This is a genomic window from Rossellomorea sp. NPDC077527, from assembly GCF_044542955.1.
Taxonomy (GTDB): Bacteria; Bacillota; Bacilli; order Bacillales; family Bacillaceae_B; genus Rossellomorea; species Rossellomorea aquimaris_E.
The window spans coordinates 311875-337403 of sequence record NZ_JBITVL010000004.1 but is presented as its reverse complement, the minus strand read 5'-3'; the positions used below and the strand labels follow the sequence as shown (position 1 = coordinate 337403).

Below are 25529 nucleotides of genomic sequence, written 5' to 3'. Positions count from 1 at the left end.
CCCAAGTACGTTTTTATTATATTTTTAAAATGAAACTAAGACAAATGGGTGAAGATAAAAGAAAGTATGATGCCTAGGGAGGAAAGGAAACCAACGATGGGTCCACCTTCTTCAAATGCTTCAGGCATCATCGTGGAGGAGACCATGGCCAGTAATCCCCCTGCACCAAAAGCTCCGATCAAGTAGGAGGTGCTCTCAGGGGCATTCTGCAAAAATACGTATCCCAGTAAAGAACTGAGCGATGAAAGAATGACGACACTACCCCAAAGAGAAAGGATTTTCCTCGTACTGTACTGATCGAGCTTCAAACCGATACTACTTGATAAAGACTCAGGTAAATTACTGATAAAGATAGCAAGGATAAAAACCCATTGCATGGATTGGCTTTCGATAAAACTTACTCCAATAATGATGGATTCAGGAATGGCATCCATTATCGTACCTACATAGATGGCCAAACCTGAATGATTTTGAGGATTTTGCCTTGAGCGCTTCCTCTCGCTACCGCCTTTTTTAGAGATGTATAGTTCAAATAATGTAAAGATAAGTGCGCCTGCGAGAAACATCGAAATGAGGTACATCAAATTTGCGTTTCCTTCAGCCTCACTTAATAAATCAAAGGTAGCGGACCCGATGATCAGTCCCGTTCCTAACGCCATAATATACGCAACGATCCTCTTTGGAATATGTAGGTAAATCCCCATAAAAGCGCCGATTAATAAAGATACACTCGCTGCCCCTCCCCATAAAGCTGCCTGAAACATTTTTTCCACCACCTAATGTATCGTTTCTTTTGAGTTTTCCCTTAATATGTAATGAATTAAACACGTAATGAATCCTTGCATAGATTTAAAAAGGTATGGGGAAAGTAAGGGTGAATAAAATTTAGGAGGCATGACAATGAAAAAGTACCTATTGATTTCCCTTATGGGTTTGATGTTCATGACTGTGGCTTCAGGCTGTGGTACGAGCAATAACATGAACGAAGAAGGACAACAAATGAACAACCGTAATCTGGAAAGAGTGAACTACAAAAATGATCAGGCAAATCGGGATTATGTGAATGACGGGACTATGAGAGAGAATTATTCTCTTGCCGAGAAAGAAGCCGATAAAGTGGCGGACCTTAAAGAAGTGAAAAGTGCTTACGTCCTGACAACCGATCAAAATGCATATGTTGCAGCCGTGCTTGAAGATAATATGAATGGAAACGTATCGAAGGAATTGGAAAAGAAAATCTCAGATCAAGTGAAAAAGGCAAATGGAAGTATTGACAATGTGTACGTATCCACTAATCCTGATTTCATTGATCGTATGAGAGGCTATGCAGATAAAGCTAGAAATGGAGAACCGATTAAAGGATTCGGTGAGGAAATAGCAGATATGGTGAAGAGAGTATTTCCAAATAGAGGATAATCAACAACCAAAGTCGAACTTAGTTCGGCTTTTTTTATTTGTCTGTAGGAAAAGGATGGTTTTTTCAGTATACTATTTAGAGAAACGAAATAAATGCGGAAGGGGAGGTAGAAATGGCACAAGCATTGAGAAAGCCAGCTGTAAATCCTACTATTTATGGTATTCTTCTAGCCATCAGTTCGGGTCATTTTATTAACGATACCCTTCAAGCAGTGGTGCCGGCCATGTTTCCAATCATTGAGGAATCATTGCAGCTAAGTTACACGCAAATTGGCTGGATTGCCTTTGCACTTAATATGACATCCTCTTTATTACAACCCATATTTGGTTATTATGCAGATATCCGATCAAGGCCATATTTACTTCCTTTAGGAATGTTATCGAGTTTAATGGGATTGATAGGTTTTGCACTTTCCGGCCATTTTATTTGGATCATCGTATCTGTTTTATTTATAGGGTTTGGCTCAGCCATCTTTCATCCGGAAGGGTCACGAGTAGCCTATATGGCAGCGGGGAACCGCAGGGGGCTGGCACAATCGATTTATCAGGTGGGAGGAAATACCGGTCAATCGCTTGCCCCATTGATTACAGCGTTTATCTTCGTGCCGTTTGGACAAGTGGGGGCGTTATGGTTCACAATTGTCGCCATCATAGGCGTGTTGGTGTTAGTTCGTGTATCAGCATGGTACTCTGAGCGTATCCGTTCGATTAATAAAATGAATCGCACAAAGAAACCTGATTGGAAGAAAACGTCGATTCACCCTAAAGTGAAATGGGCAATGGTATTCGTCGTTTTTCTTGTGTTTGCCAGATCTTGGTATGGTGCCGGTATTTCAAATTACTACCAGTTTTATCTGATTGAAGATTATGGTCTTTCTATTAAAGAAGCACAGTCATACATATTCGTATTTATGTTCGCCGGGGTATTGGGGACATTTTTAGGGGGGCCATTGGCCGATCGTTTCGGGAAAAGAAATATTATCTTTTTTTCCATGATTGGTGCCGCACCATTGACGCTGGCGTTACCTTATTTGTCATTGATCATGATTTATCCATTTATTTTTTGTATAGGGCTTATTTTGTCGTCAAGTTTCAGTGTCATTGTCGTATATGCCCAGGAACTTCTGCCGAGTAAGATTGGGATGGTGTCAGGCTTGACCGTTGGATTGGCGTTCGGTATGGGAGCAGTTGGAGCCGTTCTATTTGGAGGACTTGCTGACCTATTCACCATACGGTTCGTGATGATCCTATGCAGCTTCCTTCCCCTGCTTGGAATGATGACATTCTTCCTTCCAACAGATGAAACCGTTCGAAGCTTTCATAAGTAATTATTAAAGCACTTACAGTGAAAATTGTTGATTATAAAACAGCGTTTAATTCTCTACTGCTCTATTTTATTATAATTAAAACGTTTCTTAGCAAGTTGATTCTCACTGCAGGTGCTCGACTCCTGCGGGAAACGCGTGAAAGTTGAGACCCCGCAGTGCAGAAGCACGAGGAGGCTTAACTCAGGCCCCGCGGAAAGCGAGCACCTCTCGCTGTAATCAACCACCGCTTGCTTCATTAATACAACAATGTTTACTAACATACAACAAAAAAGGGTTGATGCCGTGGAGGTTTCCAAAGGCATCAACCCTCTTTGCATGAGGTTGATCGTTAAGAAAATGCAAAATAAAGAATGAATAATCCGCAAAGGATATACATGATGGGATGAACCTCTTTCCATTTCTTTAGTGAGATCATAGCAAATGGATAGAGAATGAAGCCTAAGGCAATCCCGGTTGCGACACTAAAGGTTAAAGGCATCATAATGATGGTTACGAAAGACGGAATGACAACTTCGAGTCGATTCCAATTGATATGCCTTACTTCAGTAGCCATTAATGCTCCGACAATAATGAGTGCAGGTGCTGTCACCTCAGGTGTTATGACCGACAAAACTGGAGAGAAGAACAAGGCAATCGTGAAACAAATGGCAATCACGACCGATGTGAAACCTGTTCTTCCTCCAACCGCAACCCCAGCAGAAGATTCCACAAAAGATGCAGTCGTGGAGGTACCGAATATCGCACCTGCCACTCCTGATGCTGAATCAGCGAGCAAGGCTCTACCTGCATTCGGAATTTGATTATCCTTCATGATTCCTGCCTGACTGGCAACGGCAATCAATGCACCTGCTGTATCAAAGAATGCGACAAATAGGAAAGTAAAGATAACGGCCATAATTTCAAGTGTGAAAATATCGCCAAGATGTGTAAATACAACTCTGAAAGTCGGTTCCAGACTAGGGACCTTCCCTATAACAGAGTGGGGCACATCAATTTTCCCGACGATCATACCGATGACAGTAGTTGCAACCATCCCGTAGAATATGCCGCCTTTAATACCTTTGACTAACATCATCAACGTAATGATGAATCCGAATACGGCAAGCAGTGTGGCGGGAGATGATAGATCCCCAATCGAAACAAATGTTTCCGGATTAGAGACAACCAATCCGGCGTTTTTAAAACCAATGAAAGCGACAAAGAACCCTATCCCGCCTGCAATGGCGAATTTTAGATCCTGTGGGATGACGTTAATGATCTTTTCCCTGATTTTCATCACACTTAATATCATAAAGATGATTCCAGCGATGAATACTCCTGTCAGTGCTATCTCCCAAGGAACTCCCATACCAATGCATACTGAAAAGGTAAAGAAAGAGTTCAGACCCATACTAGGGGCTATGCCTATTGGGAAGTTTGCAAGAATACCGATTAAAAGGGACCCTACTATCGCAGATAGGGCGGTAGCTGTGAATAAGGCACCCTTATCCATTCCTGCCTGACTGAGAATGATGGGATTAACCACAAGGATGTAGGCCATCGAAAGGAAGGTTGTCACTCCTGCTAATGTTTCTTTTCTATACGTTGTCCCTCTTTCCGCGAATTGAAAGAATGTTTTCATGCGTAACCCTCCTGGTAGATAAAATAAAAAAAACTCTGGTGAAAATCGACCAGAGTGTCATCTACAGGATAAAATAATTTTATTGATATTACTTTATCTTGTAGACAAGCCATTTAAGGTAGCTGGTAGAAACGTTCAAGCCATATTCTTGAACTTATACAAGTTGTATGTGTTTGTTATAATTGAATTAGAAGAATCATAACAACTCGCAAATAACTGGTCAATGGAACAGTTAAAAGTTCATGAATTCATTATTTTCTAAATTGATGATTTATTGTAAAAAACCTCATACGCACTATACAACACAAGTGAAAAAAGCTATATTTAGTGAATACAAACGTAGAGAATTTTTGTAAGTTAACGATATAGGAGGAAATAATAAAATGTCTTCTTTAAAGCCAGGTACGGTAGTGGATTTATTCGTTGATCATGAAGTACCATATGGTTTCTTTTTAACGAATGATGAGGATCGTGTATTGCTGCATCACTCTGAAATAACAGAAGAAATTCAAGAAGGAGATACGGTGAAAGTATTTCTTTATCATGACAAGGATGTTCGTCTGACAGCGACCATGCGTATCCCTAAGATACAGGTTGGTGCATACGGGTGGGCAGAAGTTGTGGACAAACGCGAAGATTTAGGTGTTTTTGTAAATATTGGATTACCTAAGGATATTTTGGTTTCATCAGATGATCTTCCGAAGTTTCTGGAGCTTTGGCCAAATCCCGGTGACCAGCTTTTCTTAACATTGAATCGGGATAAGCAAGACCGTTTATACGGAAGATTGGCAACTGAAAATATCATCGAACAGGTCTCGAGAAGAGCATCAAATGAAATGATGAATGCGAAAGTCCAAGGAAGAGTGTATCGTCTGCTCCGAGTGGGGACCTTCTTCTTATCTGAGCAAGGGTATCGCTGCTTCGTTCACATGAATGAACGCAAAGCAGAGCCTAGACTCGGGGAACTAGTGGAAGGGAGAGTCATCGACGTAAAGGATGACGGAAACGTAAATGTTTCATTCTTACCTTTAAAGCAGGATAAGATGCAGGATGATGCCGAGGTCATTCTTGAGTACTTGGAACAACGAAATGGCGCAATCCCTTTTTGGGATAAAAGTCAGCCGGACGAAATCAAAGACCGTTTCAATATGAGTAAAGCGTCCTTTAAACGTGCCCTGGGGAAACTGATGAAAGAAAATCAAGTGTACCAGGAGGAAGGCTGGACGTACTTAAAGAAATAATACATTCACAAAGAGTGCTGACACGTTGTCAGCACTCTTTGTTTACAATTTGAACTGACTGTCTTCTTCAACTTTCAGTTCTGTTCTTTTTGATTTAATCGGTGCAATCGGTAACAAGGTGCCCAATAACGCGATGAAGGCACATCCAATGAGTACGGTGGAATATCCTTTTAAAGCAATGCTGGACAATACACCGAATACGACAAGGTCTAAGCATGAATCCACGATGGAAAGCAATGAGATCGTCGTCGCCCTGATCCCCGAGGGAATCAAATCATTACTTAATTGGGAGTAGATGGGATAACGGATTGCCCCAACAAGTCTTAACAGAAAGAATGCACCTAAAACGACCCATAAAGAGGAGCCGAATAAACCCGAAAGAAGTAAACCTACTACGGCCAGCAATCCAGACAGGTTCATCAGCCATACCCTGGAAAAACGCCCCGTCATCCAGCCTATGGAATTGGAAGCGATATAGCCAAGAATGGCAGCAACCGCATAAAAGACACCGATCAGGTAGACCGGGACGCCTGCATCTTTTAAGAGTGGTTGATCAAAGTATTGGTAAACGGCCCCAGCCGGAATGAAGACCAATGTAACATTCAGGAACATCAGCAATAATTGTGGGGCTTGCCTTATGACTTTAAGACCACTCTTGATTTGCAAGAATGGATTTTCTTTCTGGAACGAATCAGCAGTAGGCTGCTTCACACCAAGAATCAACAATAATTCTATCAAGTGAAAGGCTAATCCCAGCATAATGAGAACGGTAAATTGGGTATCTGCTAAATCCTTCGCTAGATATGAACCGAACAGTACGGCAATCAGCATACTAATGAACGAAGCTGACTGGATTTTTCCCATCGCATGATCCATTCGATTTTCTTCATTTGACTCCTTGAGTGAATCATAGATTAACGCTTCGTCTGCTCCAGAGAAAAAGGTCACACTGAACCCGTTGATGAAGCTGTACAAGAAAAACATCCAAGGTTCGTAGGCAAATAAAAGAAGAACGATACTAAGGAACTTAAGAAAGGAACCGAGTAAAAATGAATATTTTGCCCCGTAGCGATCGGCGAATATTCCAGTCGGAACCTCTCCAAGTAATACGGCCCCGCTCCAGAACATAAGAACAATTAATATATCCGAGGAGGTTAACCCTCTTTCGAAATAGAATAACGTTAGTACAGGTTGAAGAAAACTGATTGTACCAAAAAAAGAAATCCAAAATAGCATCCGGATGTTATGGGATGCGAGCGTTTGTTTCATCATAAATATGTCTCCTGCTTCCTGAATTTTTTTTATATGCCGGAAGAAGGAGCGTCGTTACTTATTGCAAATTCAGAACGTTCACTCCTTCTTGAATTAGTGAAAGTGTTTTTAATGTTTTTTGCATAATATTTCCTCCTACTGATTAATGAATTAAGTGTAACATAATAGCGTTAAAAAGGAAGGGAGTTATTATTTCACAATTTAAAAATGAGAAAGGGACATGGATGAATGAAAAAAGTTGTATTAGACGTATTGCAGTCCAGGGGGACTTATTATGACATTGGTCTACAATTAGGTAATGCACTTCGGGAATCGCCACTGTATGCACACCATTTGAATCGACGCAGGAAATCATTGCGTGACTACAAAGTGGACATAAATGAAGTGAAGAGGATATTCAGCAAATTTGCCCCCGGCTTGTGGGATGAATTAAAGGGCTTGTCTGATGGTTTACAGTGGTCCCTGGAAGAAACGGTTCATGAATATTCAGGCTTTCAGCAGGAATGGATCCATTCCGGTTGTTCTTCGCTGGCCAAAGATGGTATTTATGTGAGGAATTATGATTATCACCCTAGAACCTATGAAGGCAGGCTATTACTTGTGAAGCCGGAAGACGGATACGCTTCTATAGGGTTTTCCGGGAGAGGAATCGGAAGGATAGACGGCTTGAATGAAAAAGGTTTGGCAATTGGCTTTCATTTTGTCAACCGGTTGAATCCGGGTGAGGGGTTCATATGTACGACAATCGCGCGCATTCTCTTAGACACTTGTAAAAATTCGGACGAGGCTATTGATGTCCTGAGGAGGTTACCACACCGCCATAGTTTTAACTACTCGTTGTATGATCGAAATGGAAAGGCTGCTGTAGTGGAGGCTTCCCCAAGAGGAATTGGTGTATATCATGCCTCAAGTCTTAGCTGCACCAACCATTTTCAAATGAATCATATGAAACAGGATAACCGCCATTATGTAAAGGAATCTGTAAAGAGGTTGACCCAATTGCGCTCAGGGGAGAAAAAGAGATTAACCATGGAAGGGGCACTTCACCTTTTCAATCATGTGGACAGCCCGATCTTCAAGAAAGCATATGATTCGTGGGCGGGTACCATTCATACATGTGTCTTTGATTGTGAATCGCTGCTTTGCTTGATCGGTTTCGGTCAAAGTGCCGAAGGTGTAAAGATAGACTTTCAGAATTGGATAAAGGGAGAGGACATTCCGATTCGGGGGATTTCGGGGAATTTTGATACTCGTGAACCGTTCTTATTTATGGACGAGATGTAGAGAAAAGGAGGGAACCGAGCAAATCAAGGGATTAACGGCTTATTAAAGTGGAGGACTTCCTCGGTTCTTATCTATAAAATGTACACATTTAGTTTAACTTATGTACGATTTATCTATTTCTTAAAAATGTGGGGTCTTGGAATGTAGTGGCACTTCTTGATTTTTGGATGAAACGGAATGCTTGATCACACGCAATATCCTTATACGATTGTACCGTTGGACAAGGATAAGGGGGAGATTGAAAAAGATGCCATATGAAATCATGACCCAAGACAACATACCGTTATTCTGGATGAAAAATAATGGAGCCGGAAGCATTTGCAACCAATGGGATAATTCTGCCCTGTCTAATTCCCTTAGGAAAGTCTCTCTTCCTGAATCGGAGGAGAGGCCGATCTGATTTTTCTTCATCCCTGAGCGAAACCATCCTCCGGCATCAGGGAGGTATGCTTTCCATTTCCTGATTTTCAAACGTGCATAAAATGGCCCATCCAGCTCATATGTTTGTGGGCGAAAGATGAATGAAAATTTCTGTAAAAAAGCTGGTGAGAATCTTGAGGTCATATATGAGATCGTCAAATGAATACAAACCCATGCGAAAATATTGAACATCAGGATCATTTCATCTTTTCATCCTTTCCTTTCTCAATAAATACGTACCTGTCTTTCCACATTGTGTTTTTCCTAATGAAAGTGTTCAATAGTGAATGGAAAAAAGTCATATGAAAAAATAGAATATGGATGGGAAATAATAATGTTTCAAAAATACTAAAGTTCCCGATCCTCCGTACGATTATATACAAGTAAGTTCCAATAACACTGTATTGAACGATGCTAAGAACGGGGTTTTCCCATATCATTCCTGGTAAATTACAGACCAGGGATGTAAGGGAAGCAATCCATATAGAAACCAGCACAAGGAGGAAAATATTTGTAGACTTGGATCCCGATGCGAAGCTTTTGGACCATCCTCGGAATAATTCATGAATGCCTTCCCCATACATTCTCATGGAGATGGCTGTTTTGCCGCTTGCCCCCTCGACGGATTCACCGTATTTCTTCGCCCTCTGACTCAAAGAAAAATGCTCTACCATTTCCCCTTTGACCGCTTCATGTCCACCAATTCTCTTGTACACACTCTTTGAACAAAGGAGACATTGTCCAAATCCACCTGTTGGCTTTGTAAGCCAGGAAAATAGATGAGTGATGCTGGTTGAAGCAAACACGATTAAATGAAACAACATGGAAAGGGTTTCATATGCGTTTTCCATTTTATGATAAGGATGGATGGTCAGCACCCCTTGACACTGTTGTTGATTAAATGTTTCGCAAATTCTGAGCAAGCCTGCCTGCTCAAACCATGTATCACTATCAACAAAAAGTAAAATCTCTCCTTTAGCCAGGTTCGCCCCATGCCAACAAGCCCAAGATTTCCCATTCCATCCATTCGGAAGTGGAGGGGCATCCAGCACGATTGCTCCAGAACTTTCAGCAATCGCCTTCGTTCGATCTGTGGAACCATCGTTTACGACAATAACCTCCATGGGCTGGATTAGCTGCTTTTCAATACTTAATAGCAGTTTTTCTATTGTTTTTTCTTCATTTCTTGCAGGAATGATGATCGAACATTTTTTGACCAGAAAGCTATTCCTAACGTGAATCGATTTCTTGACGACCGGAATTCTCGTAAAAAGGAACATGGTCAGAATCAAGGTTACAAACCATACGCCCATCTTTTCACCTTCTTAAAGAAAATAGTGTTGTATCGCCATTTTAACCATTTAATGTTTCCATAATACGTTAAGATATTCATTCATCTCTCCAATCATTGAGTACCTCTTTGTTTTGAAGTGATATAAATTGGGCACAATGGAAAGTTGAAAAGGCGAATCAGTCTAAATTATCTTTCTCGTAAGGAGGACATGAAAATGAAAAAGAAAGTAGTCATCGTCGGGGGCGGTCTTGCAGGTATGTCGACAGCCATCCGTCTATCTTCAGAAGGATACGATGTTACGATTTTAGAAAAAGGAGAAAGGCTCGGGGGGAAATTAAATAGAAGGGAAGGGAAAGGGTTTGTCTTCGATACAGGGCCTTCGATCCTGACAATGCCCTGGGTATTGGAAAAGGTTTTCGCTCATGCGAACCGTGACCTCAGTGATTACGTAGATATTGTAAGGGTGGAGCCAGGCTGGAGGACTTTCTTTGAAGATGGGAAGGTACTCGATGTTTCTTCGGATCTTCCTACCATGTTAGAAGAGCTAAAGAAGACCTCCATAGAGGATAGTCACAACTTTTTCAATTATTTAAGTTACTGCGGGAAAATGTATGAACTTACGATGAAAAGCTTTTATAAAAAAAGCATCAACGGTTTACAGGATCTGCGCACCATGCATCCTGTCAAAGAATTACTGCAAATGGATCCAATGAAATCCATGGATGCTGCAAACCGTAGATTCTTCAAAGATAAGCATTTACAACAGTTATTTAATTTTCTCATCATGTATGTGGGATCCTCCCCATATCATGCTCCGGCTATTATGTCGCAATTGACTCATGTGCAGTTAGGACTAGGGGTTCATTATGTAAAGGGAGGCATGTATAAAATTGCAGAGGCCATGGCAAAGGTGTTGGAGGAACTTGGTGTGGAAGTACGATTGAATTGTGAAGTGGAAGACATTCTTACTTCAGGAACCCGTGCCGATGGAGTAAGAACAAAGATTGGCGAAGAATTGATGGCTGACATCGTCGTATCAAACTTAGAGGCAATCCCGTGTTACAAATCCCTGTTGGCAGACTATCACGAATCTTCAAAGGAAGCCAATGACCTGGGGAAATATGCGCCAACCGTTTCGGGATTGGTATTGTTACTGGGAGTTGACCGTAAATACGATCATCTCGCCCATCATAATTTCTTTTTCAGTAAGGATCCTCAAAAAGAGTTCAGGCAGATTTTTGATGAGAAAAAGCTTGCGGACGATCCGACAGTATATATCGGCATTTCATCCAAAACCGACCCGACCCAGGCCCCGGAAGGGAAGGAAAACCTCTTTGTGTTGACACATGTTCCCCCTTTGAGAGAAGGGGAAGACTGGTCTCAGTATAAGGACTCTTATCGCATGAAAGTGCTTGAGAAATTGGAGAAAATGGGTGTTGCCAACTTGAGAGATCACATCGAATACGAATATACATTCACGCCGAATGACCTTCAGAGTCTTTATGGTGCAAATGGTGGATCGATCTATGGAACGGTTACTGATAGAAAACTTAATGGTGGATTCAAAATACCAAATAAGAGCAGAGTTCTCTCAAATATGTATTTTGTAGGAGGTTCAACCCACCCGGGAGGCGGCGTTCCCATGGTCACACTATCAGGTCAATTGACGGCAGAATTGATTCTGGAAGAGCAGATAAAAGTGAATCGATTTATTGGATGAAAAAGGGTGAGAGCTGAATTCCTTCAGCCCTCACCTATTTTCGTTTTACTTCCATTCAGAAGAATGGTCATCTACGGTATCCGAGTTGTTCACATTTTCTTCTTCCTCATCAGGATAGGGGTCAAAGAAATTGACGACTTTACCCGGGCCGGCGAATCCCACAACCTGCTCTTTATCGTTTTTGCTTTTGTCATTTTTTTTCATAAAAAAAACTCCTTTCTACCTTTTAGTTTGTCGAAAGGAGCTTGATCTCATGCCATTAATTGTTTTTCCAATGATCATCGATGAATTGGTCGCGGCCGGATTTTTCACGATCTTGTTTATACTCATCTGGATTCTTTTTATAGAACTTTTGATGATAGTCTTCAGCCGGATAAAAAATGGACGCAGGAAGGATTTTGGTGACAATCGGTTTCTTGAATCGTCCGCTTTCACCAATCGCTTTCTTAGTCTTTTCCGCTAATTGTTTTTGTTCTTCGTTGTGATAGAAGATAGCGGTACGATACTGGTCACCCCGGTCGTGAAATTGACCCCCTTCATCTGTCGGATCTATTTGGGGCCAATACAGCTCCAAAAGCCGTTCGTAAGGAAAAAGAGCAGGATTAAAGGTGATCTGAACCACTTCATAATGTCCGCTGTTTCCAGCTTTAATATCCTCATAAGATGGGTTCTCAAGATGACCGCCCGAATAACCGGATATCACATCGATAATTCCCGGCAGTTCATCAAACGGTTTTACCATGCACCAAAAGCACCCTCCTGCAAAGGTAGCGACTTCTCTGTTTTCACTCATATTGCAAACCTCCTGTACCATATATGCCCCATTAAAGCAGTGAAGCAATTGCATGAACAGATTTTACCACGAAAGAATCAAGGCGACAATGTATTTACTTAGCTGTCTATCCGAAATCATGTCACTCGTTTTTCGGGCTATTCCTGCAATTTTCAACAAATTCACCAAAATTCATTTCCTATCCAATGGATTTTGTGTATAATTCTTTTGAACGGAACAGTTACATATGTTACAAGATCAGGTGAAGCGGAGGTCATGATACTTCTTAGCTTCTTAATAGGGAAGTTGGTGAAATTCCAACGCGGTCCCGCCACTGTAAATGGTAGTGAGCTGTAAACATACCACTGTGTAAATATACATGGGAAGGTGTCAGCGAGCAATGACCATGAGCCAGGAGACCTGCCTGATTTTTTCACACCAAATCTACGCGGATAGAAAGGTGTAATATGCATGTTGAGACCCTATTTATGCATCTTACACAACATCTCTAGTCCACTGGAGATGTTTTTTTCTGTCCAATCCGAACAGGGGGAAAAGGAAATGAAACACACATTCAAAGCACTACTTTCATTATTATTAGCCATCGGGTTCCTAACAGCATGTGGAACGGATGATGGAGATCAATCAAATAAAAAGGATACAGCTGAAACCACACAAGATCAATCAGGGTATCCGTTATCTCTAAATGACGCATTGGATCATAAAGTTACACTGGAAGAACAACCTAAACATATCGTTTCATTGATTCCAAGCAATACTGAAATCTTATTTGAGCTTGGATTAAACGAAGAAATCGTCGGGGTCTCCGATTTTGACAATTATCCTGAAGAAGCAGCGGATAAAGAAAAGATCGGGGGAATGGAGTTTAACGTTGAGAAAATCGTCAGCTTGGACCCGGATCTAGTACTTGCCCATGAATCTACTGCCAAATCGGCAGAAGAAGGGTTAAGTCAATTGAAAGATGCAGGCATCAACGTATTCATTGTTCACGATGCAAAAAGCTTTGAAGAGGTATATAATACGATTCAAGATATTGGAACACTTGTCGGGAAGAAGGATCAGGCTGAGTCCATCGTTTCTGACATGAAATCGGATCTGAAAACCATTCAAGAAAAAGCGAAAGATATATCAGATAAGAAACGCGTGTATGTGGAAGTCTCACCTTCACCCGACATTTATTCGCCCGGTAAGGACACCTTCATCGATCAAATGCTGACGATGGTCAATGCTGAAAATGTTATGAACGATCAAGAAGGATGGGTTAAGGTAAATCAGGAAGCGGTCATCTCATCAAATCCTGACGTAATCATCACTACCTATGGTTATTACAGTGAAAATCCAAAAGAACAGGTAATGGGTAGAGACGGATGGAAATCAGTGAATGCTGTTAAGAATAGCGATGTTGAGGACGTCCATTCAGATTTAGTCACTCGTACGGGTCCAAGATTGGTTGAAGGAGTAGAGGAAATTGCAAAGTCGATCTATCCAGAGGTATTTGCAGAATAAAATAGGGGTAACGTACGGACTGGCTGGACTATTTTTAGTCATAGCTCTTCTGGCAGGTATTTCGATTGGAACGATTTCGATTCCACCAATGGATATTCTATATATCGTCGGTTCTAAATGGTTTGGATTTGACTTACCTGAAACGGTTGATCCCATGTTTACGAACATCGTGTATACCATCAGATTACCCAGGGTCTTATTAGCTCTATTGGTTGGAAGCTCCTTAGCTATCGCAGGAGCTTCTTTTCAAGGATTATTGCGAAATCCGTTGGCTGATCCTTATACATTGGGGGTTTCTTCAGGAGCATCGGTCGGTGCGGTCATCACATTATTTTTTCACTGGAGTATTCCGTTCATTGGGAAGTTTACGCTTCCCTTTTTCAGTATCATTTGTTCCATCATCACCGTATTTCTTGTATTGTGGTTTGCACAAAAAGTTGAGAGGACGATGAAGGTCGAAACCATCATCCTGACGGGAATCATTTTCAGCTCGTTTTTGGGATCTTTGATTTCCTTAATGATCGCACTTACAGGAGAAGAGCTGAGGCAGATCATCGGCTGGCTTCTTGGAAGCGTATCCATGAGGGGGTGGGATTACATTGCCATCATATTTCCTTTCTTCCTTTTAGGGGTAGTGTTGCTCCTTCTGAACAGCAAGGAATTGAACGGAATGAGTTTCGGGGAGGAACAAGCCCGTCATATCGGTATCTCGGTTCATAAAAGAAAGCTTCTCATATTAATTGCGGGAAGCATCCTAACCGGCGCGGCAGTTGCCGTATCGGGGACCATTGGATTCGTCGGTCTTGTCATCCCTCATTTCTTGCGAAGAATGGTCGGACATGATCACAAACATTTGCTTCCTCTTTCCATTATTGTAGGAGGCGGATTTCTCGTTCTTGCCGATTTGCTTTCGAGAACGGTCATTTCTCCGACTGAACTTCCGATTGGAGTGATTACCGCATTAATCGGTGCGCCGATGTTTGCGTATATTCTCTTAAAGAAAAGAGGGGTTTCTTCATGATCCAGATAAACGGAGTTTCGGTTGGATATGACAATCGTAAAGTTGTGGAAGACATAAACTTTCATATTGAAAAAGGGGAATTCTTTGGAATACTTGGCCCGAACGGAAGTGGGAAGACGACCTTGCTTAAAGCGATGACGGGTCTTCTTCCTTTAATGGAAGGCACCATTGCACTGAAGGAAAAGCCCCTTCATCAGTTTTCGTCAAGGGAATTGGCTAAACTCGTTGCAGTTCTGCCACAGATCTCATCTGCCCCTTTTTCTTATGAAGTGAGAGAAACCGTAATGCTTGGAAGGTATGCACATCAGAAAGGATTATTCAAGGGTACGACTGACCGGGATATAGAAATAGTTGATAAAGCAATGGAGCAGACGGGCATAGAATCGTTGCAGGACCGCTACCTGCATGAGCTGTCGGGGGGAGAACGACAAAGGGTGTTCCTTGCACAGGCACTTGCTCAAGAGCCTCAAATCTTACTTCTGGATGAACCGACTAATCATCTGGATCTTTCTTATCAGAAAATACTGTTGGATCTTATTCGAACTCAAACTATATCAGAGAAATTAACAGTCGCAGCCATCTTTCACGATTTGAATTTAGCGAGCCTTTACTGTGATCGATTGTTGCTTTTAGACAAGGGCAAAACAAAACTTCTCCATCATCCAGAAGAGGTGTTGAAAGAAGAACATATCGAAGCAGTGTATCATACGAAAGTTCAGAAACATGCTCATCCATCAGTGGCTAAACCACAGATGGTGATTGTACCAGAAGAAAATAAAACGGAAGACCCTGTTTTAGATGAAAAGTACATTATAACGAGTGAAGAATGCATCCATTTTGCTGCACCATTTCCGTTGAAATGTATGTCTTCCGGAATTATTGGGGCTGGAATAGGATGGTACTCACACTTTATTAATCGCAGAGTGCCTGTTGATTATGACAGCCCGGATTATCAAAAAGAGATGAGAGCGTTTCTTGTGAAAAAAGATGTAGATCCCTCTCTTTCTGTAGGTATGATGACTGCGCTTGATTTGACGAACCTGACTTACGCACGCTACGAGTCAGGAGGAAGATCTGTTTTCGTCATGGTTACGGCAGGTGTTGGAAATGCAATGGATGTGTCAACTAGTTATCAATATGAGATTGAGTCAAAGCCAGGTACGATCAATACATGGATATTCATAAACGGAAATCTATCAGACGAGGCTTATATTGAAGCACTCGTGACGTCTACTGAGGCAAAGGTGAGGGCACTGAATGACATGGATATCAGAGACAGGCGTACTGGTCAGCTTGCTACTGGAACGCCAACAGACAGCATTCTTATCGCCTCAAGTCAAAAAGGGGATCCCGATCCCTTTGCCGGACCCATTACTCCGATTGGGAAACTGATTGGGAGAGGGGTATACGAGGTGACAAAAAAAGCCATTCAGCACTATAAGAAGAAACAAGGTGAAGGCTGAAGAGGAAGAGGCTTGTTATGGGGAAACTACTATTCATTACCGGAGGTGTCAGGTCCGGAAAAAGCTCATATGCTGAAAAACTGGCAGCTGCACTTAGAAAGTCAAATGAGGTACTGATTTATCTTGCATGCGGAGTGGTGACGGACCTTGAGATGGAAGAGAGGATAATAAAACATCGGCTTGATCGACAGTCCTCTTCTGAAAACTGGACAACCATTGAGCGCCCCAAAGCGATTCATGGCATTGTCGAATCTATTCCATCCAATTCCATTGTTTTGTTAGACTGTCTCACCACTCTTCTTACAAATGAGTTGTTCAGTTTGGAAAAGGTTGACTCAACGATCGTTGAGAAAGAAATCTATCAAGCTGTGAAACTGTTAATGGATAAAGCTGACGTGTTAATCGTAGTAAGCAATGAGGTGCTGTATGACATTCAATCGAATTCGAAGGATATACTTCGGTTTCAGCGGACATTGGGTAAATTGCATATGAACATGGTAGAGATGGCCCATACAGCGATTGATATGACAGTTGGAGTCCCGGTGGTAAAGAAGGGAGCTACATAGACATGATCGTATTAAAAAGCTTTTTACTTAATGTCCAGTTCTTTACCACTTTTCCAATCCGAAAAGAACTCTCGATGGGAAAAGAAGAATGGAAGTGGATGGTTCGGACTTTCCCTATACTGGGATTCAGTATAGGAGTGCTCCTTTCAAGCGGTTATCTTTTGCTTGCTGCATATACACCTATGAGCACTTTGGCATTATCGTTTTATATATGGGTTATGCCCATCCTCATCTCAGGTGGCCTTCATTTAGATGGTTATATGGATGCGAGTGACGCCTACTTTTCATATAGAGATCAAAATAGAAGATTAGACATCATGAAGGATCCCCGAATCGGGGCATTTGGTGTCTTATCTGTATTGGTGTTGCTCTCTTCCCGATTTCTGTTCATTTACGAGACACTCCAAAACTCTGATTCTGCAGTGATCTCCATGGTCCTTGTATCGATTCCTATATTGAGCCGGCTGGTCATGGGAGCATGCCTCGTTCTTATCCCGCCAGCACAAAATTCAGGAATGGGATATTCCTTCAGTAAGCATATATCAATGAAAGAAATTCCCTGGCTCGTCCTTTTACCTTTATTAGTCGGAGTGTCAAGCATCCTCCTACATGATTTTGTTATGTATTCCTTATTCTTTATGGTCACAATCGGATGTTTCTGGTTCATTTATTTGAAAACAATCAAATGGTTCGGTGGTATGACAGGAGATACAGTCGGGGCAAGTGTAGAAGGAGTGGAATGGATTTTATGGATGACTATATGGTTATTGCAGTTATTCGACATGGTTTAACAGATGAAAATGAAAAGGGGAAGTATATCGGCTGGTCGAACCCAACCTTATCACGGAATGGTACGGAAATGCTCATGAAGTCAAAACAACGCTTCGAACAGTATGAATACTGTTTTTCAAGCGACCTTGACCGCTGTTTGGAAACGGTCCATCATTTGTTTCCTAAACTGCCGGTGGTATCATCCCCACTATTGAGGGAAATACACTTTGGAGAGTGGGAAGGAATGACCTATCAGAACTTGAAGGGCGATGAAGTTTTTCAGAAATGGGTGACCGATCCATTCCATTCGCCTCCAGGAGGAGAAGGGATGTCCCAATTTAGAAAACGAGTTGACGTCGCATGGGAACAGGTCAAGGATCAAGTGGAAGAAATGAATGGGAGACGTTATGCCGTCATTACTCACGGAGGTGTCATTCGGCATCTATTAACTACTTTATCCCCTAAAGAGGAACTTCGAACCTTTTGGGATTGGGAAATTAACCATGGAAATGGATATGAACTGGTTTGGGAAAAAGAAGAAGATTGGAGGCAGCAGATTTGTACTTCATTACGGGCGGTTCCTTTAATGGGAAGGCAGGATGGGTGAGACACCATTTTTGTTTAGAGAACGCTGATACACAATGGATTCCATTATTTGAGGGGGGCTTTGAAGAGATCCAACCGGCAAAGTCAACCCTTGTATTGGAGGGACTAGAATATGCTGTTCGATTTGCCCTTATGCACTGCCAAGGTGATGTCAGGGAGAGATTTAGAGAACAGATGCTACGTTTAAGGAAGTGGGAAGAAGAACATCCAGAACGAAAAGTCATCTGGATCGGATCGGAAATCGGAAAAGGAATTGTCCCCATTGACCCCTTTTCCAGGGAGTGGAGGGATATGACGGGTTGGGTGTATCAAGACCTGGTGGAAGTGTCTCAAAAAGTATGGCTCGTATGGTACGGATTGGCTACAACATTAAAAGGGTAAAGGAGAGGTAGTATGCAACTTTATACAAGAACCGGTGACAAGGGTCAAACAAGCTTGATTGGTGGCAGGGTCGACAAAGATGATATCCGTGTTGAAGCATATGGTACTTTGGATGAGGTGAATTGTTTCGTTGGTCAGGCTATTTCCGAATTGGATCCTGATCGATTTCAAGATATATTGACCGACCTCGAGACCATTCAGCATGAACTGTTCGATTGTGGAGGGGACTTATCCAATGTCTCAAAAAAGAGAAAAAGTAAGCTACAGGAGGCATCTGTTCATTCGTTGGAGGAAAAGATTGACCGTTTGATAAAAGAAGCTCCTCCCCTTGAGAAATTCATCCTTCCAGGCGGAGTGAAAGCCTCTTCGAGTATTCATATTGCAAGGACCGTTTCCAGAAGAGCCGAGAGATGCATCGTATCCCTTTCAAAGACCGATGAGGACTTTCCTCATGTAACATTACAATATATCAATCGGTTATCAGACTACTTCTTTGCTTTGGCACGAGTGATCAATCACCGCAGCAACGTAAAGGACGTTGAATATATTCGGAGTGCCAACGTGTTTTCCTCCCGTAAAGTGCAGAAAAACAATGAAAAGTAATCTCAAAACGCTTTTATTACTATCATTATTTATAGCTTTTTCTGCCATCGGAGGAATGGTGAAGATCCCGGCGGTTATCGGGACAGTTGCGCTGGACAGTATGCCTGCATTATTGGTCGCTTCTCTGTTCAATGGAAGGAAAGGGGCGGTTGTCGCTGGTTGTGGACATTTACTTTCCAGCCTATATGCAGGCTTTCCCCTTGGACCTCTTCATATCCTTATCGCCGCTGAAATGTCACTTGTTGTCTGGTTGTTCGGGTATGTATTTTCTAAAGGGAAACGTGTAATGGCGGCTGTCCTTTTTTTGATAGGGAACGGAATTTTATCAGCTGTTCCATTTATTTTTATTATAAGTGCTTCTTTTTACGTTGCAATTGTTCCTCCCCTTGTAATAGGGTGCTTTATTAACTTGACCATTGCCCACTTTCTATATCCTCCACTTGCTGCCAGATTACCACAGGGAGAAGCGGCATGATTGATAATCGGGATGGACTATCAGTAACCATCAATGAAGAAGACGAACTGATCATTGCGTCTGACTGCAGCGGTGGAATAGGGACGAAAACGGATGACGTGGTTCGAGTTGATCCTGAAGGGGTTGGATATTTCAGCTTTCGGGTTGCGGCGATGGAATGTTTGGCTGTCGGGGCATGTCTCAGGGCTGTTCAGTTAATGAATTTCACAAGTGATGCAGTATGGGAAAAGTATACCCAAGGCGTTCGGAAGGGTCTGAGTGAACTGGATTTGGAGGATGTCCCTATAACCGGAAGTTCTGAATCCAATTTCAGCCTCAATCAGTCTGCTCTCGGAGTAACATGCATTGGTATAAGGAAGAAGGAGAGGCGGCAAGTATCCAGGGGACGTCTTTCATTTGCTCTTATCGGTACACCACTAGTTGGTGATGAAGTGTTAAGACAGAAATCGTCTGTCGCCCCATTGGCTTTATTCAAGAAGTGCATAGAGCATCCTTCTATCTTCGATCTCTTGCCTGTGGGTTCTAAAGGTGTACGGCACGAACTTTCTGTAATCACAGGGAAGCCGTTGACCGAAAAAGATGTATCCTCATTGTATGACTTGGAGAAATCAAGCGGACCGGCCACATCATTTATCATTGCTTTTCAATCAGAAGAAGAACCAGCCGTTAGGAAACTGACAGAAAGCTACTATAGTTCCCTTCGTATTAATTGAAAGAACAACTAAATACTTTTAAGGATATTTGTGGTAAGATATATTTTCAAGGTGAGAGTGTATGGAGAAATGTGTTAGTTCATCCAGTATTCTGCGATTGTCAATTTCAAGAGTATAGAGTACTATTTCATACTATCATCGGTTAATTCATGAATGTCATAAAAGTAGGTGAAGAAATGGAGTCACGGTTAGATCGAAAGACCAAAAAGAAAAAACGCGGAAGAAAAGTGATTTTGGTATTATTACTCCTTATTTTTAGTTTACTCGGGTACGCTGCTTTTCAATTTTACAGCGGTTATAAAATGGCTGGTGAAGACCAGATGCAGGAAGATTATAAATTCAATGGTGTTAAAGACGAAAACGGGAAGGTTAATATTTTGTTATTGGGAGTCGATAGCAGAGGCGAGGAAAAGTCGAGAACCGATACGATGATGCTCGCACAAATTGATCCGAAAACAAATGAAACCAAGCTCGTTTCATTTATGAGAGATATATATGCAGAAATTCCCGGTTATAAAAACTATAAGCTGAATACCGCATTTTATTTAGGTGGTCCCGAATTGCTTAGAAAGACTATCAAGCAGAATTTTGATCTTGATATCCAGTATTACATGATCGTCGATTTCAAAGGGTTTGAACAGTCGGTCGATATCCTGGCACCGGAAGGAATTGAAATGGATGTTGAGAAGGCCATGTCAGAAAACATCGGTGTATCCCTTGAACCTGGTGTCCAAAACCTGAATGGGAAGGAACTATTGGGTTACGCAAGATTCCGTCACGATGAACAGGGTGACTTTGGTCGAGTCGAAAGACAACAAAAGGTCATTGCCGCTCTTAAAGACGAAGTCCTCTCAATAGGAGGCGTAACAAAGCTTCCGAAAATGGCCGGTTCCATACAACCGTATATCCAGACAAATATGAAAAAGTTGGATCAGATCTCCATCGCAAAGGATATCCTTCTGAGTAACAGCAGCGAGATGGACAAGCTGACGATTCCAGTCAAAGGGTCACATACAAATGGTAGTTACAGCGGAGTCGGTTCTGTTCTTGAAATTGATTTCGAAGAAAATATTCAAGCTCTGAAAGATTTTCTAAGTGGAAAAAGTAAGGATGAAGCTGCAACAGAATAAATACAAAATCCCGGTTAGTCATTCACGACTAACCGGGATTTTTTCATGTGGACGTATTAGTTGGCTACCTTCTGTGTCAGAACCGCGCCTATAGGATTAGATAGATGAAAATGGCTGGTTTCCAAATGAAAGTTAAAAGTAAAAATTCTGATTATACGCTTTCTCAGCCAATTAAAGGCCCTCAGAAGGAATCTGAATAACATAAATGGTAATGATAACGCTTCCACTAGCTATTTCGGCTAATTCCTTACTACTTCCTTTATTGCCCTTGATATCATTCTTCAGCATGTTACGATAATAAACGTTGTGAACAAAACACACGCCAATCAAGGGTTTTGGCGACATGTCATAACAAACATACAATGAATTGAATTAAAAACATTCCTTAAAATGTACGTATTAAAAACAAAAAATGTGTTTTGAAAAACTTGATATAAAATTAGGAACGGGAGTGGATATGATTGTTAAAAAATAAAACGATTGCTTTTTTAGGTGCAGGAAATATGGCTGAAGCGATGATCTCAGGAACTGTACAAAGCGGAAAGATACCAGCAGAACAAATCATCGTTTCCAATCGAAGCGATCAAGGTAGACTTCAAGAAATGAAAGCTAAATATGATATCACAGCTTTAACAAAAGATGATCTGCCCTTTGAAAAAATAGATATTCTCATACTTGCAATGAAGCCAAAGGATATAGATAAAGCATTAGATTCCATCAATCATTTGGTTAGAAACGATACGGTGATTATGTCGGTACTCGCAGGAATCACAACTTCTCATATGGAAGATCAACTGCCAGCAGGTCAGCCTGTCATCCGTGTCATGCCGAATACGTCAAGTATGTTGAAGGAATCTGCAACGGCAATCAGTGCAGGTCGCTTCACTTCAAGAGAAGATATGGAAAACGCAGAAGAATTATTATCAAGCATTGGCGAAGTATTCGTCATTGAAGAAAGTCAAATGGACATCTTCACCGGAATTGCCGGAAGCGGTCCAGCATACTTCTATTATTTAATGGAACACATTGAAAAGACTGGTGCCGAGGCTGGATTAGATCCATCACTGGCACGGAAAATCGGCGCTCAAACCATTTTCGGTGCAGCCAAAATGATGCTTGAGCGAGAAGAGTCACCGACACAACTCAGAGAAAACGTCACATCCCCGAATGGTACTACAGCTGCTGGACTTGATGCACTCGCACAGTTTGGTGGAGGTAAGGCTATCTCAGAAGCTGTTAAGGGAGCAGAGAAGCGTTCGAAAGAAATCAGCTCATCCTTACAGTCCAAACAATTAGTTACGAGCTAATCCAAACATCCAATAACAAACACCTCATATAAATGATACCAGCCAAACCAGAAATACAGGTCCGTCCCTGCATAAAGAAAGAGGGGCGAGGGACGGACCCTTTTTACTAGGAGTGATTGAATGTCCCAAGATAATCAGAAGAAACGTATTGTCATTAAGATTGGAAGTAGTTCATTGACAAGCTTACATGGAGAAATGAGCCGCAGAAAGCTTGAACGCCTTGTGGATGAGGTTGTCCGTCTAAAGGACGACGGCCATGAAGTGTTGTTGGTTTCATCAGGAGCTGTCGCTGCGGGTTACCGTAAATTGGGTTGTTTGACACGCCCAAGTTCATTACCAGAGAAGCAGGCCGCAGCAGCAATCGGCCAAGGACTATTAATAGAAGCGTATTCCGATCTGTTAATTTCCAACGGATACGTGGCTTCTCAAATTTTGATCACTCGTAGTGATTTTTCTGACGAAGACAGATATAACAATGCAAGAAACACGATTAATGTCCTACTAGAAAGAGGAATCATTCCCATTGTGAATGAAAATGATACCGTGACGATTGACCGTTTGAAGTTTGGAGATAATGACACACTATCTGCTAAAGTTGCAGCGCTGGTTGATGCCGATCAACTCATCATTCTATCCGATATTGATGGGCTATATGATTCTGATCCACGCAAAAATCCAGATGCTGAACTTCTTGAAAGTGTGACAGAAATTACAGAGGATATTGAAGACATGGCTGGAGAACCTGGAAGCTCTGTCGGTACAGGCGGCATGAGATCGAAGATAGACGCATTTAAGATTACAATGGCATCCGGCATCCCAGCGTTCCTCGGAAAGTCTGGAAATGCAAACGTCATTTATGATGCTGTCCAACATACCGCTAAAGGAACCTATTTCGAATCGACGGAAGATTCTGTGAATCTCGATTCCAAAAAACAGTGGATTGCGTTCAATTCAGGCCCAGAAGGTGAAATCACCATCGATTCAGGTGCGAAAGACCGCATTTTAGAACAGAAGGAAAGCTTGACGATTGAAGATATCTATACTGTGAAAGGCCGATTTGATAAAGGTGCCGTCGTTCGAATTCTTGATAATCGCAATGAGGAAGTCGGGCTCGGAATCGTCAACTATCGTTCAGGAAAGCTTAAGAACCCAGCAGACATTAATGCAGATGAAATCGTAGTGGAAATCGATCAGCTTGTCTGTCATGTAGAAGTGCCGATTCCAGTAGGAGTATAATTTAGGATTACTATGATTCATCATTAAAAATGTTTACAAAGAGCGTTGTTTAAAATAATCAGGAGGTATTTGATGACTTTAACTGTAGAAAAAACCGATGTAAAAAAACAAGCCATTCTGGCAAAGAAAGCTTCAAAAACACTCAGTATGTTAACGACTGAACAAAAAAATAAAGCACTTCATACTCTCGCCGATCATCTAGAAGCGAAGTACGAAACGATCTTGAAGGAAAATGAAAAAGATCTTGAAAGAGGAAGAGAAAAAGGTTTTGAAGCAGCGTTTATGGATCGCTTATCACTTTCTAAAGAACGGGTTGAAGACTTTGCAAACGGACTTCGTCAAGTTGCTGAACTGGAAGACCCTACTGGTAAAGTGGTTTCAGATTGGACATTGGAAAATCAGTTGCAAGTCCAAAAAGTGACCGTGCCGATTGGTGTCATCGGTATGATTTATGAAGCACGTCCAAATGTTACTGTAGATGCTACCGGACTTGCATTAAAATCAGGAAACGCCATCATCCTCAAAGGTGGTTCAAACGCCATCACGTCGAACAAAGCCATTGTCGACGTCATGCATGAAGCCTTGGAACAAACAGAGATACCGAAAGATGCCGTACAATTCATTAATACAACAGATCGTGAAGCGACAAATGAACTGTTTACAATGAAAGAACATATTGATGTGTTAATTCCCCGTGGTGGTGGAGCGTTGATCAATGCCGTTGTGAATAATGCTACGGTTCCTGTCCTTGAGACAGGAGTAGGAAACTGTCATATTTATATCGACAAGGAAGCTGAAGTGGACAAGGCATTGAACATCATCATCAATGCGAAAACGGATCGTCCAGCTGTTTGTAATGCGGCTGAAACGGTCATTCTTCATGAAGAATGGTTCAATCAGAATCGGGATGCCTTCGTTGAAAAGCTTAAAACGCATAATGTTTCCATTCATGGAGATGAGAAAGTGGTCGAGGCAATAGCAGATGCAAAGCTTGCAGGAGAAGAGGACTGGGCAAACGAATATTTAAGTCTTGATATCGCTGTTAAAATTGTGTCTACTTTAAATGAAGCAGTGGAACATATTGAACAATATGGAACCAAACATTCAGAGGCCATCGTGACTGAAAATAAAGATACAGCGAAAACGTTCATGATGCTCGTCGATGCTGCTGCTCTTTATCATAATGCTTCTACACGATTCACAGATGGTGGAGCACTAGGATTTGGTGCTGAAATTGGTATTTCAACTCAGAAACTGCATGCAAGAGGACCGATGGGGCTCCCTGCTTTGACAACAATAAAATATATGATGCATGGAACTGGACAAATTCGATAAAAATATTTACAGAAGCGCATGAGATAT

Annotated in this window: 26 protein-coding genes and 2 riboswitches; of the genes, 19 read left to right on the top strand and 7 right to left on the bottom strand. The window is 41.7% G+C overall.

Annotated features, from left to right (window positions below):
* Positions 1-35: 35 nt before the first annotated feature.
* Complete coding sequence (locus tag ACIGG7_RS16135; RefSeq protein WP_397550266.1) at positions 36-764, bottom strand: ZIP family metal transporter; 729 nt, start codon at positions 762-764, stop codon at positions 36-38.
* A 136-nt stretch (positions 765-900) separates the two neighbouring features.
* On the opposite strand from ACIGG7_RS16135, the gene ACIGG7_RS16130 reads away from it, so the two are divergent.
* Both ACIGG7_RS16130 and ACIGG7_RS16125 read left to right on the top strand, forming a co-directional pair.
* Positions 901-1416 (top strand): YhcN/YlaJ family sporulation lipoprotein, encoded by a 516-nt coding sequence (locus ACIGG7_RS16130; protein ID WP_224940618.1) that lies wholly within the window; start codon positions 901-903, stop codon positions 1414-1416.
* Between the two features lie 113 nt (positions 1417-1529).
* A complete protein-coding gene (locus tag ACIGG7_RS16125) occupies positions 1530-2744 on the top strand; it encodes an MFS transporter (protein ID WP_397550265.1) in 1215 nt (404 codons plus the stop codon).
* A 328-nt stretch (positions 2745-3072) separates the two neighbouring features.
* Here the strand turns inward: ACIGG7_RS16125 and ACIGG7_RS16120 are convergent, their stop codons facing one another.
* Positions 3073-4365, bottom strand: coding sequence for an NCS2 family permease (locus ACIGG7_RS16120; protein ID WP_397550264.1), 1293 nt, complete (start codon positions 4363-4365; stop codon positions 3073-3075).
* An 81-nt stretch (positions 4366-4446) separates the two neighbouring features.
* Positions 4447-4547, bottom strand: a riboswitch (purine riboswitch).
* A 201-nt stretch (positions 4548-4748) separates the two neighbouring features.
* Here ACIGG7_RS16120 and ACIGG7_RS16115 point away from each other — a divergent pair.
* Entirely contained in the window at positions 4749-5606 is an 858-nt protein-coding gene (locus ACIGG7_RS16115; RefSeq protein WP_397550263.1) for a CvfB family protein, read from the top strand.
* A gap of 42 nt (positions 5607-5648) precedes the next feature.
* Here the strand turns inward: ACIGG7_RS16115 and ACIGG7_RS16110 are convergent, their stop codons facing one another.
* A complete protein-coding gene (locus ACIGG7_RS16110; RefSeq protein WP_397550262.1) occupies positions 5649-6878 on the bottom strand; it encodes an MFS transporter in 1230 nt (409 codons plus the stop codon).
* Between the two features lie 228 nt (positions 6879-7106).
* On the opposite strand from ACIGG7_RS16110, the gene ACIGG7_RS16105 reads away from it, so the two are divergent.
* On the top strand, positions 7107-8162 hold the full coding sequence (locus ACIGG7_RS16105; protein ID WP_397550261.1) for a C45 family autoproteolytic acyltransferase/hydrolase: 1056 nt from the start codon (positions 7107-7109) through the stop codon (positions 8160-8162).
* Between the two features lie 120 nt (positions 8163-8282).
* Here ACIGG7_RS16105 and ACIGG7_RS16100 read toward each other — a convergent pair whose 3' ends face one another.
* Positions 8283-8726, bottom strand: a complete 444-nt coding sequence (locus ACIGG7_RS16100) for a glycosyl-4,4'-diaponeurosporenoate acyltransferase CrtO family protein (protein ID WP_397550367.1) — start codon at positions 8724-8726, stop codon at positions 8283-8285.
* A 53-nt stretch (positions 8727-8779) separates the two neighbouring features.
* Positions 8780-9895 (bottom strand): glycosyltransferase family 2 protein, encoded by a 1116-nt coding sequence (locus tag ACIGG7_RS16095; RefSeq protein ID WP_397550260.1) that lies wholly within the window; start codon positions 9893-9895, stop codon positions 8780-8782.
* Positions 9896-10090: 195 nt separating this feature from the next.
* Between ACIGG7_RS16095 and ACIGG7_RS16090 the strand changes: the two genes are divergently transcribed.
* On the top strand, positions 10091-11596 hold the full coding sequence (locus tag ACIGG7_RS16090) for a phytoene desaturase family protein (RefSeq protein WP_397550259.1): 1506 nt from the start codon (positions 10091-10093) through the stop codon (positions 11594-11596).
* Between the two features lie 45 nt (positions 11597-11641).
* On the opposite strand, the gene ACIGG7_RS16085 is transcribed toward ACIGG7_RS16090, so the two are convergent.
* Together ACIGG7_RS16085 and msrA are read right to left on the bottom strand one after the other, a co-directional pair.
* Entirely contained in the window at positions 11642-11800 is a 159-nt protein-coding gene (locus ACIGG7_RS16085) for a hypothetical protein (RefSeq protein ID WP_224940626.1), read from the bottom strand.
* A gap of 55 nt (positions 11801-11855) precedes the next feature.
* Complete coding sequence (msrA, locus tag ACIGG7_RS16080; RefSeq protein ID WP_224940627.1) at positions 11856-12389, bottom strand: peptide-methionine (S)-S-oxide reductase MsrA; 534 nt, start codon at positions 12387-12389, stop codon at positions 11856-11858.
* Between the two features lie 222 nt (positions 12390-12611).
* A riboswitch (cobalamin riboswitch) is annotated at positions 12612-12810 on the top strand.
* Positions 12811-12929: 119 nt separating this feature from the next.
* On the opposite strand from msrA, the gene ACIGG7_RS16075 reads away from it, so the two are divergent.
* The 14 genes from ACIGG7_RS16075 to ACIGG7_RS16010 all read left to right on the top strand — a co-directional run bounded on the left by ACIGG7_RS16075 (position 12930) and on the right by ACIGG7_RS16010 (position 25502).
* The gene (locus ACIGG7_RS16075) at positions 12930-13895 is read left to right on the top strand and encodes an ABC transporter substrate-binding protein (protein ID WP_397550258.1); all 966 of its coding nucleotides are present in this window, start codon (positions 12930-12932) and stop codon (positions 13893-13895) included.
* Positions 13858-14916, top strand: a complete 1059-nt coding sequence (locus ACIGG7_RS16070; RefSeq protein WP_224940629.1) for a FecCD family ABC transporter permease — start codon at positions 13858-13860, stop codon at positions 14914-14916. The genes ACIGG7_RS16075 and ACIGG7_RS16070 overlap by 38 nt, the downstream gene beginning before the upstream one ends.
* Entirely contained in the window at positions 14913-16379 is a 1467-nt protein-coding gene (locus tag ACIGG7_RS16065) for an adenosylcobinamide amidohydrolase (RefSeq protein ID WP_397550257.1), read from the top strand. The genes ACIGG7_RS16070 and ACIGG7_RS16065 overlap by 4 nt, the downstream gene beginning before the upstream one ends.
* A 17-nt stretch (positions 16380-16396) precedes the next feature.
* Positions 16397-16945: a bifunctional adenosylcobinamide kinase/adenosylcobinamide-phosphate guanylyltransferase gene (locus ACIGG7_RS16060; RefSeq protein WP_397550256.1), complete on the top strand. Its 549-nt coding sequence runs from the start codon at positions 16397-16399 to the stop codon at positions 16943-16945.
* Positions 16946-16947: 2 nt separating this feature from the next.
* On the top strand, positions 16948-17736 hold the full coding sequence (cobS, locus tag ACIGG7_RS16055; protein WP_397550255.1) for an adenosylcobinamide-GDP ribazoletransferase: 789 nt from the start codon (positions 16948-16950) through the stop codon (positions 17734-17736).
* Positions 17685-18323 carry a histidine phosphatase family protein gene (locus tag ACIGG7_RS16050; RefSeq protein ID WP_224940633.1) on the top strand — a complete coding sequence of 213 codons (639 nt, stop codon included), beginning with the start codon at positions 17685-17687 and terminating at the stop codon, positions 18321-18323. The genes cobS and ACIGG7_RS16050 overlap by 52 nt, the downstream gene beginning before the upstream one ends.
* Entirely contained in the window at positions 18275-18703 is a 429-nt protein-coding gene (locus tag ACIGG7_RS16045) for a bifunctional adenosylcobinamide kinase/adenosylcobinamide-phosphate guanylyltransferase (RefSeq protein ID WP_397550254.1), read from the top strand. The genes ACIGG7_RS16050 and ACIGG7_RS16045 overlap by 49 nt, the downstream gene beginning before the upstream one ends.
* A 12-nt stretch (positions 18704-18715) precedes the next feature.
* Positions 18716-19306, top strand: coding sequence for a cob(I)yrinic acid a,c-diamide adenosyltransferase (locus tag ACIGG7_RS16040; RefSeq protein ID WP_397550253.1), 591 nt, complete (start codon positions 18716-18718; stop codon positions 19304-19306).
* A complete protein-coding gene (locus tag ACIGG7_RS16035; RefSeq protein WP_397550252.1) occupies positions 19296-19781 on the top strand; it encodes an ECF transporter S component in 486 nt (161 codons plus the stop codon). The genes ACIGG7_RS16040 and ACIGG7_RS16035 overlap by 11 nt, the downstream gene beginning before the upstream one ends.
* Entirely contained in the window at positions 19778-20494 is a 717-nt protein-coding gene (locus tag ACIGG7_RS16030; RefSeq protein ID WP_397550251.1) for a hypothetical protein, read from the top strand. Before ACIGG7_RS16035 ends, ACIGG7_RS16030 begins: the two co-directional genes overlap by 4 nt.
* Positions 20495-20670: 176 nt before the next feature.
* Complete coding sequence (locus tag ACIGG7_RS16025) at positions 20671-21624, top strand: LCP family protein (protein WP_397550250.1); 954 nt, start codon at positions 20671-20673, stop codon at positions 21622-21624.
* 461 nt (positions 21625-22085) lie between these two features.
* Positions 22086-22931 carry a pyrroline-5-carboxylate reductase gene (gene proC, locus ACIGG7_RS16020; protein WP_224940639.1) on the top strand — a complete coding sequence of 282 codons (846 nt, stop codon included), beginning with the start codon at positions 22086-22088 and terminating at the stop codon, positions 22929-22931.
* A 120-nt stretch (positions 22932-23051) separates the two neighbouring features.
* Positions 23052-24167: a glutamate 5-kinase gene (gene proB / locus ACIGG7_RS16015; protein ID WP_224940640.1), complete on the top strand. Its 1116-nt coding sequence runs from the start codon at positions 23052-23054 to the stop codon at positions 24165-24167.
* A 72-nt stretch (positions 24168-24239) separates the two neighbouring features.
* Complete coding sequence (locus tag ACIGG7_RS16010; RefSeq protein WP_397550249.1) at positions 24240-25502, top strand: glutamate-5-semialdehyde dehydrogenase; 1263 nt, start codon at positions 24240-24242, stop codon at positions 25500-25502.
* Positions 25503-25529 lie beyond the last annotated feature (27 nt).

Coding starts and splice junctions, on each gene's coding strand:
- ACIGG7_RS16135 (WP_397550266.1), bottom strand. CDS start 764: ATGTTTCAGGCAGCTTTATGGGGAGGGGCAGCGAGTGTATCTTTATTA.
- ACIGG7_RS16130 (WP_224940618.1), top strand. CDS start 901: ATGAAAAAGTACCTATTGATTTCCCTTATGGGTTTGATGTTCATGACT.
- ACIGG7_RS16125 (WP_397550265.1), top strand. CDS start 1,530: ATGGCACAAGCATTGAGAAAGCCAGCTGTAAATCCTACTATTTATGGT.
- ACIGG7_RS16120 (WP_397550264.1), bottom strand. CDS start 4,365: ATGAAAACATTCTTTCAATTCGCGGAAAGAGGGACAACGTATAGAAAA.
- ACIGG7_RS16115 (WP_397550263.1), top strand. CDS start 4,749: ATGTCTTCTTTAAAGCCAGGTACGGTAGTGGATTTATTCGTTGATCAT.
- ACIGG7_RS16110 (WP_397550262.1), bottom strand. CDS start 6,878: ATGATGAAACAAACGCTCGCATCCCATAACATCCGGATGCTATTTTGG.
- ACIGG7_RS16105 (WP_397550261.1), top strand. CDS start 7,107: ATGAAAAAAGTTGTATTAGACGTATTGCAGTCCAGGGGGACTTATTAT.
- ACIGG7_RS16100 (WP_397550367.1), bottom strand. CDS start 8,726: ATGACCTCAAGATTCTCACCAGCTTTTTTACAGAAATTTTCATTCATC.
- ACIGG7_RS16095 (WP_397550260.1), bottom strand. CDS start 9,895: ATGGGCGTATGGTTTGTAACCTTGATTCTGACCATGTTCCTTTTTACG.
- ACIGG7_RS16090 (WP_397550259.1), top strand. CDS start 10,091: ATGAAAAAGAAAGTAGTCATCGTCGGGGGCGGTCTTGCAGGTATGTCG.
- ACIGG7_RS16085 (WP_224940626.1), bottom strand. CDS start 11,800: ATGAAAAAAAATGACAAAAGCAAAAACGATAAAGAGCAGGTTGTGGGA.
- msrA (WP_224940627.1), bottom strand. CDS start 12,389: ATGAGTGAAAACAGAGAAGTCGCTACCTTTGCAGGAGGGTGCTTTTGG.
- ACIGG7_RS16075 (WP_397550258.1), top strand. CDS start 12,930: ATGAAACACACATTCAAAGCACTACTTTCATTATTATTAGCCATCGGG.
- ACIGG7_RS16065 (WP_397550257.1), top strand. CDS start 14,913: ATGATCCAGATAAACGGAGTTTCGGTTGGATATGACAATCGTAAAGTT.
- ACIGG7_RS16060 (WP_397550256.1), top strand. CDS start 16,397: ATGGGGAAACTACTATTCATTACCGGAGGTGTCAGGTCCGGAAAAAGC.
- cobS (WP_397550255.1), top strand. CDS start 16,948: ATGATCGTATTAAAAAGCTTTTTACTTAATGTCCAGTTCTTTACCACT.
- ACIGG7_RS16050 (WP_224940633.1), top strand. CDS start 17,685: ATGGATTTTATGGATGACTATATGGTTATTGCAGTTATTCGACATGGT.
- ACIGG7_RS16040 (WP_397550253.1), top strand. CDS start 18,716: ATGCAACTTTATACAAGAACCGGTGACAAGGGTCAAACAAGCTTGATT.
- ACIGG7_RS16035 (WP_397550252.1), top strand. CDS start 19,296: ATGAAAAGTAATCTCAAAACGCTTTTATTACTATCATTATTTATAGCT.
- ACIGG7_RS16030 (WP_397550251.1), top strand. CDS start 19,778: ATGATTGATAATCGGGATGGACTATCAGTAACCATCAATGAAGAAGAC.
- ACIGG7_RS16025 (WP_397550250.1), top strand. CDS start 20,671: ATGGAGTCACGGTTAGATCGAAAGACCAAAAAGAAAAAACGCGGAAGA.
- proB (WP_224940640.1), top strand. CDS start 23,052: ATGTCCCAAGATAATCAGAAGAAACGTATTGTCATTAAGATTGGAAGT.
- ACIGG7_RS16010 (WP_397550249.1), top strand. CDS start 24,240: ATGACTTTAACTGTAGAAAAAACCGATGTAAAAAAACAAGCCATTCTG.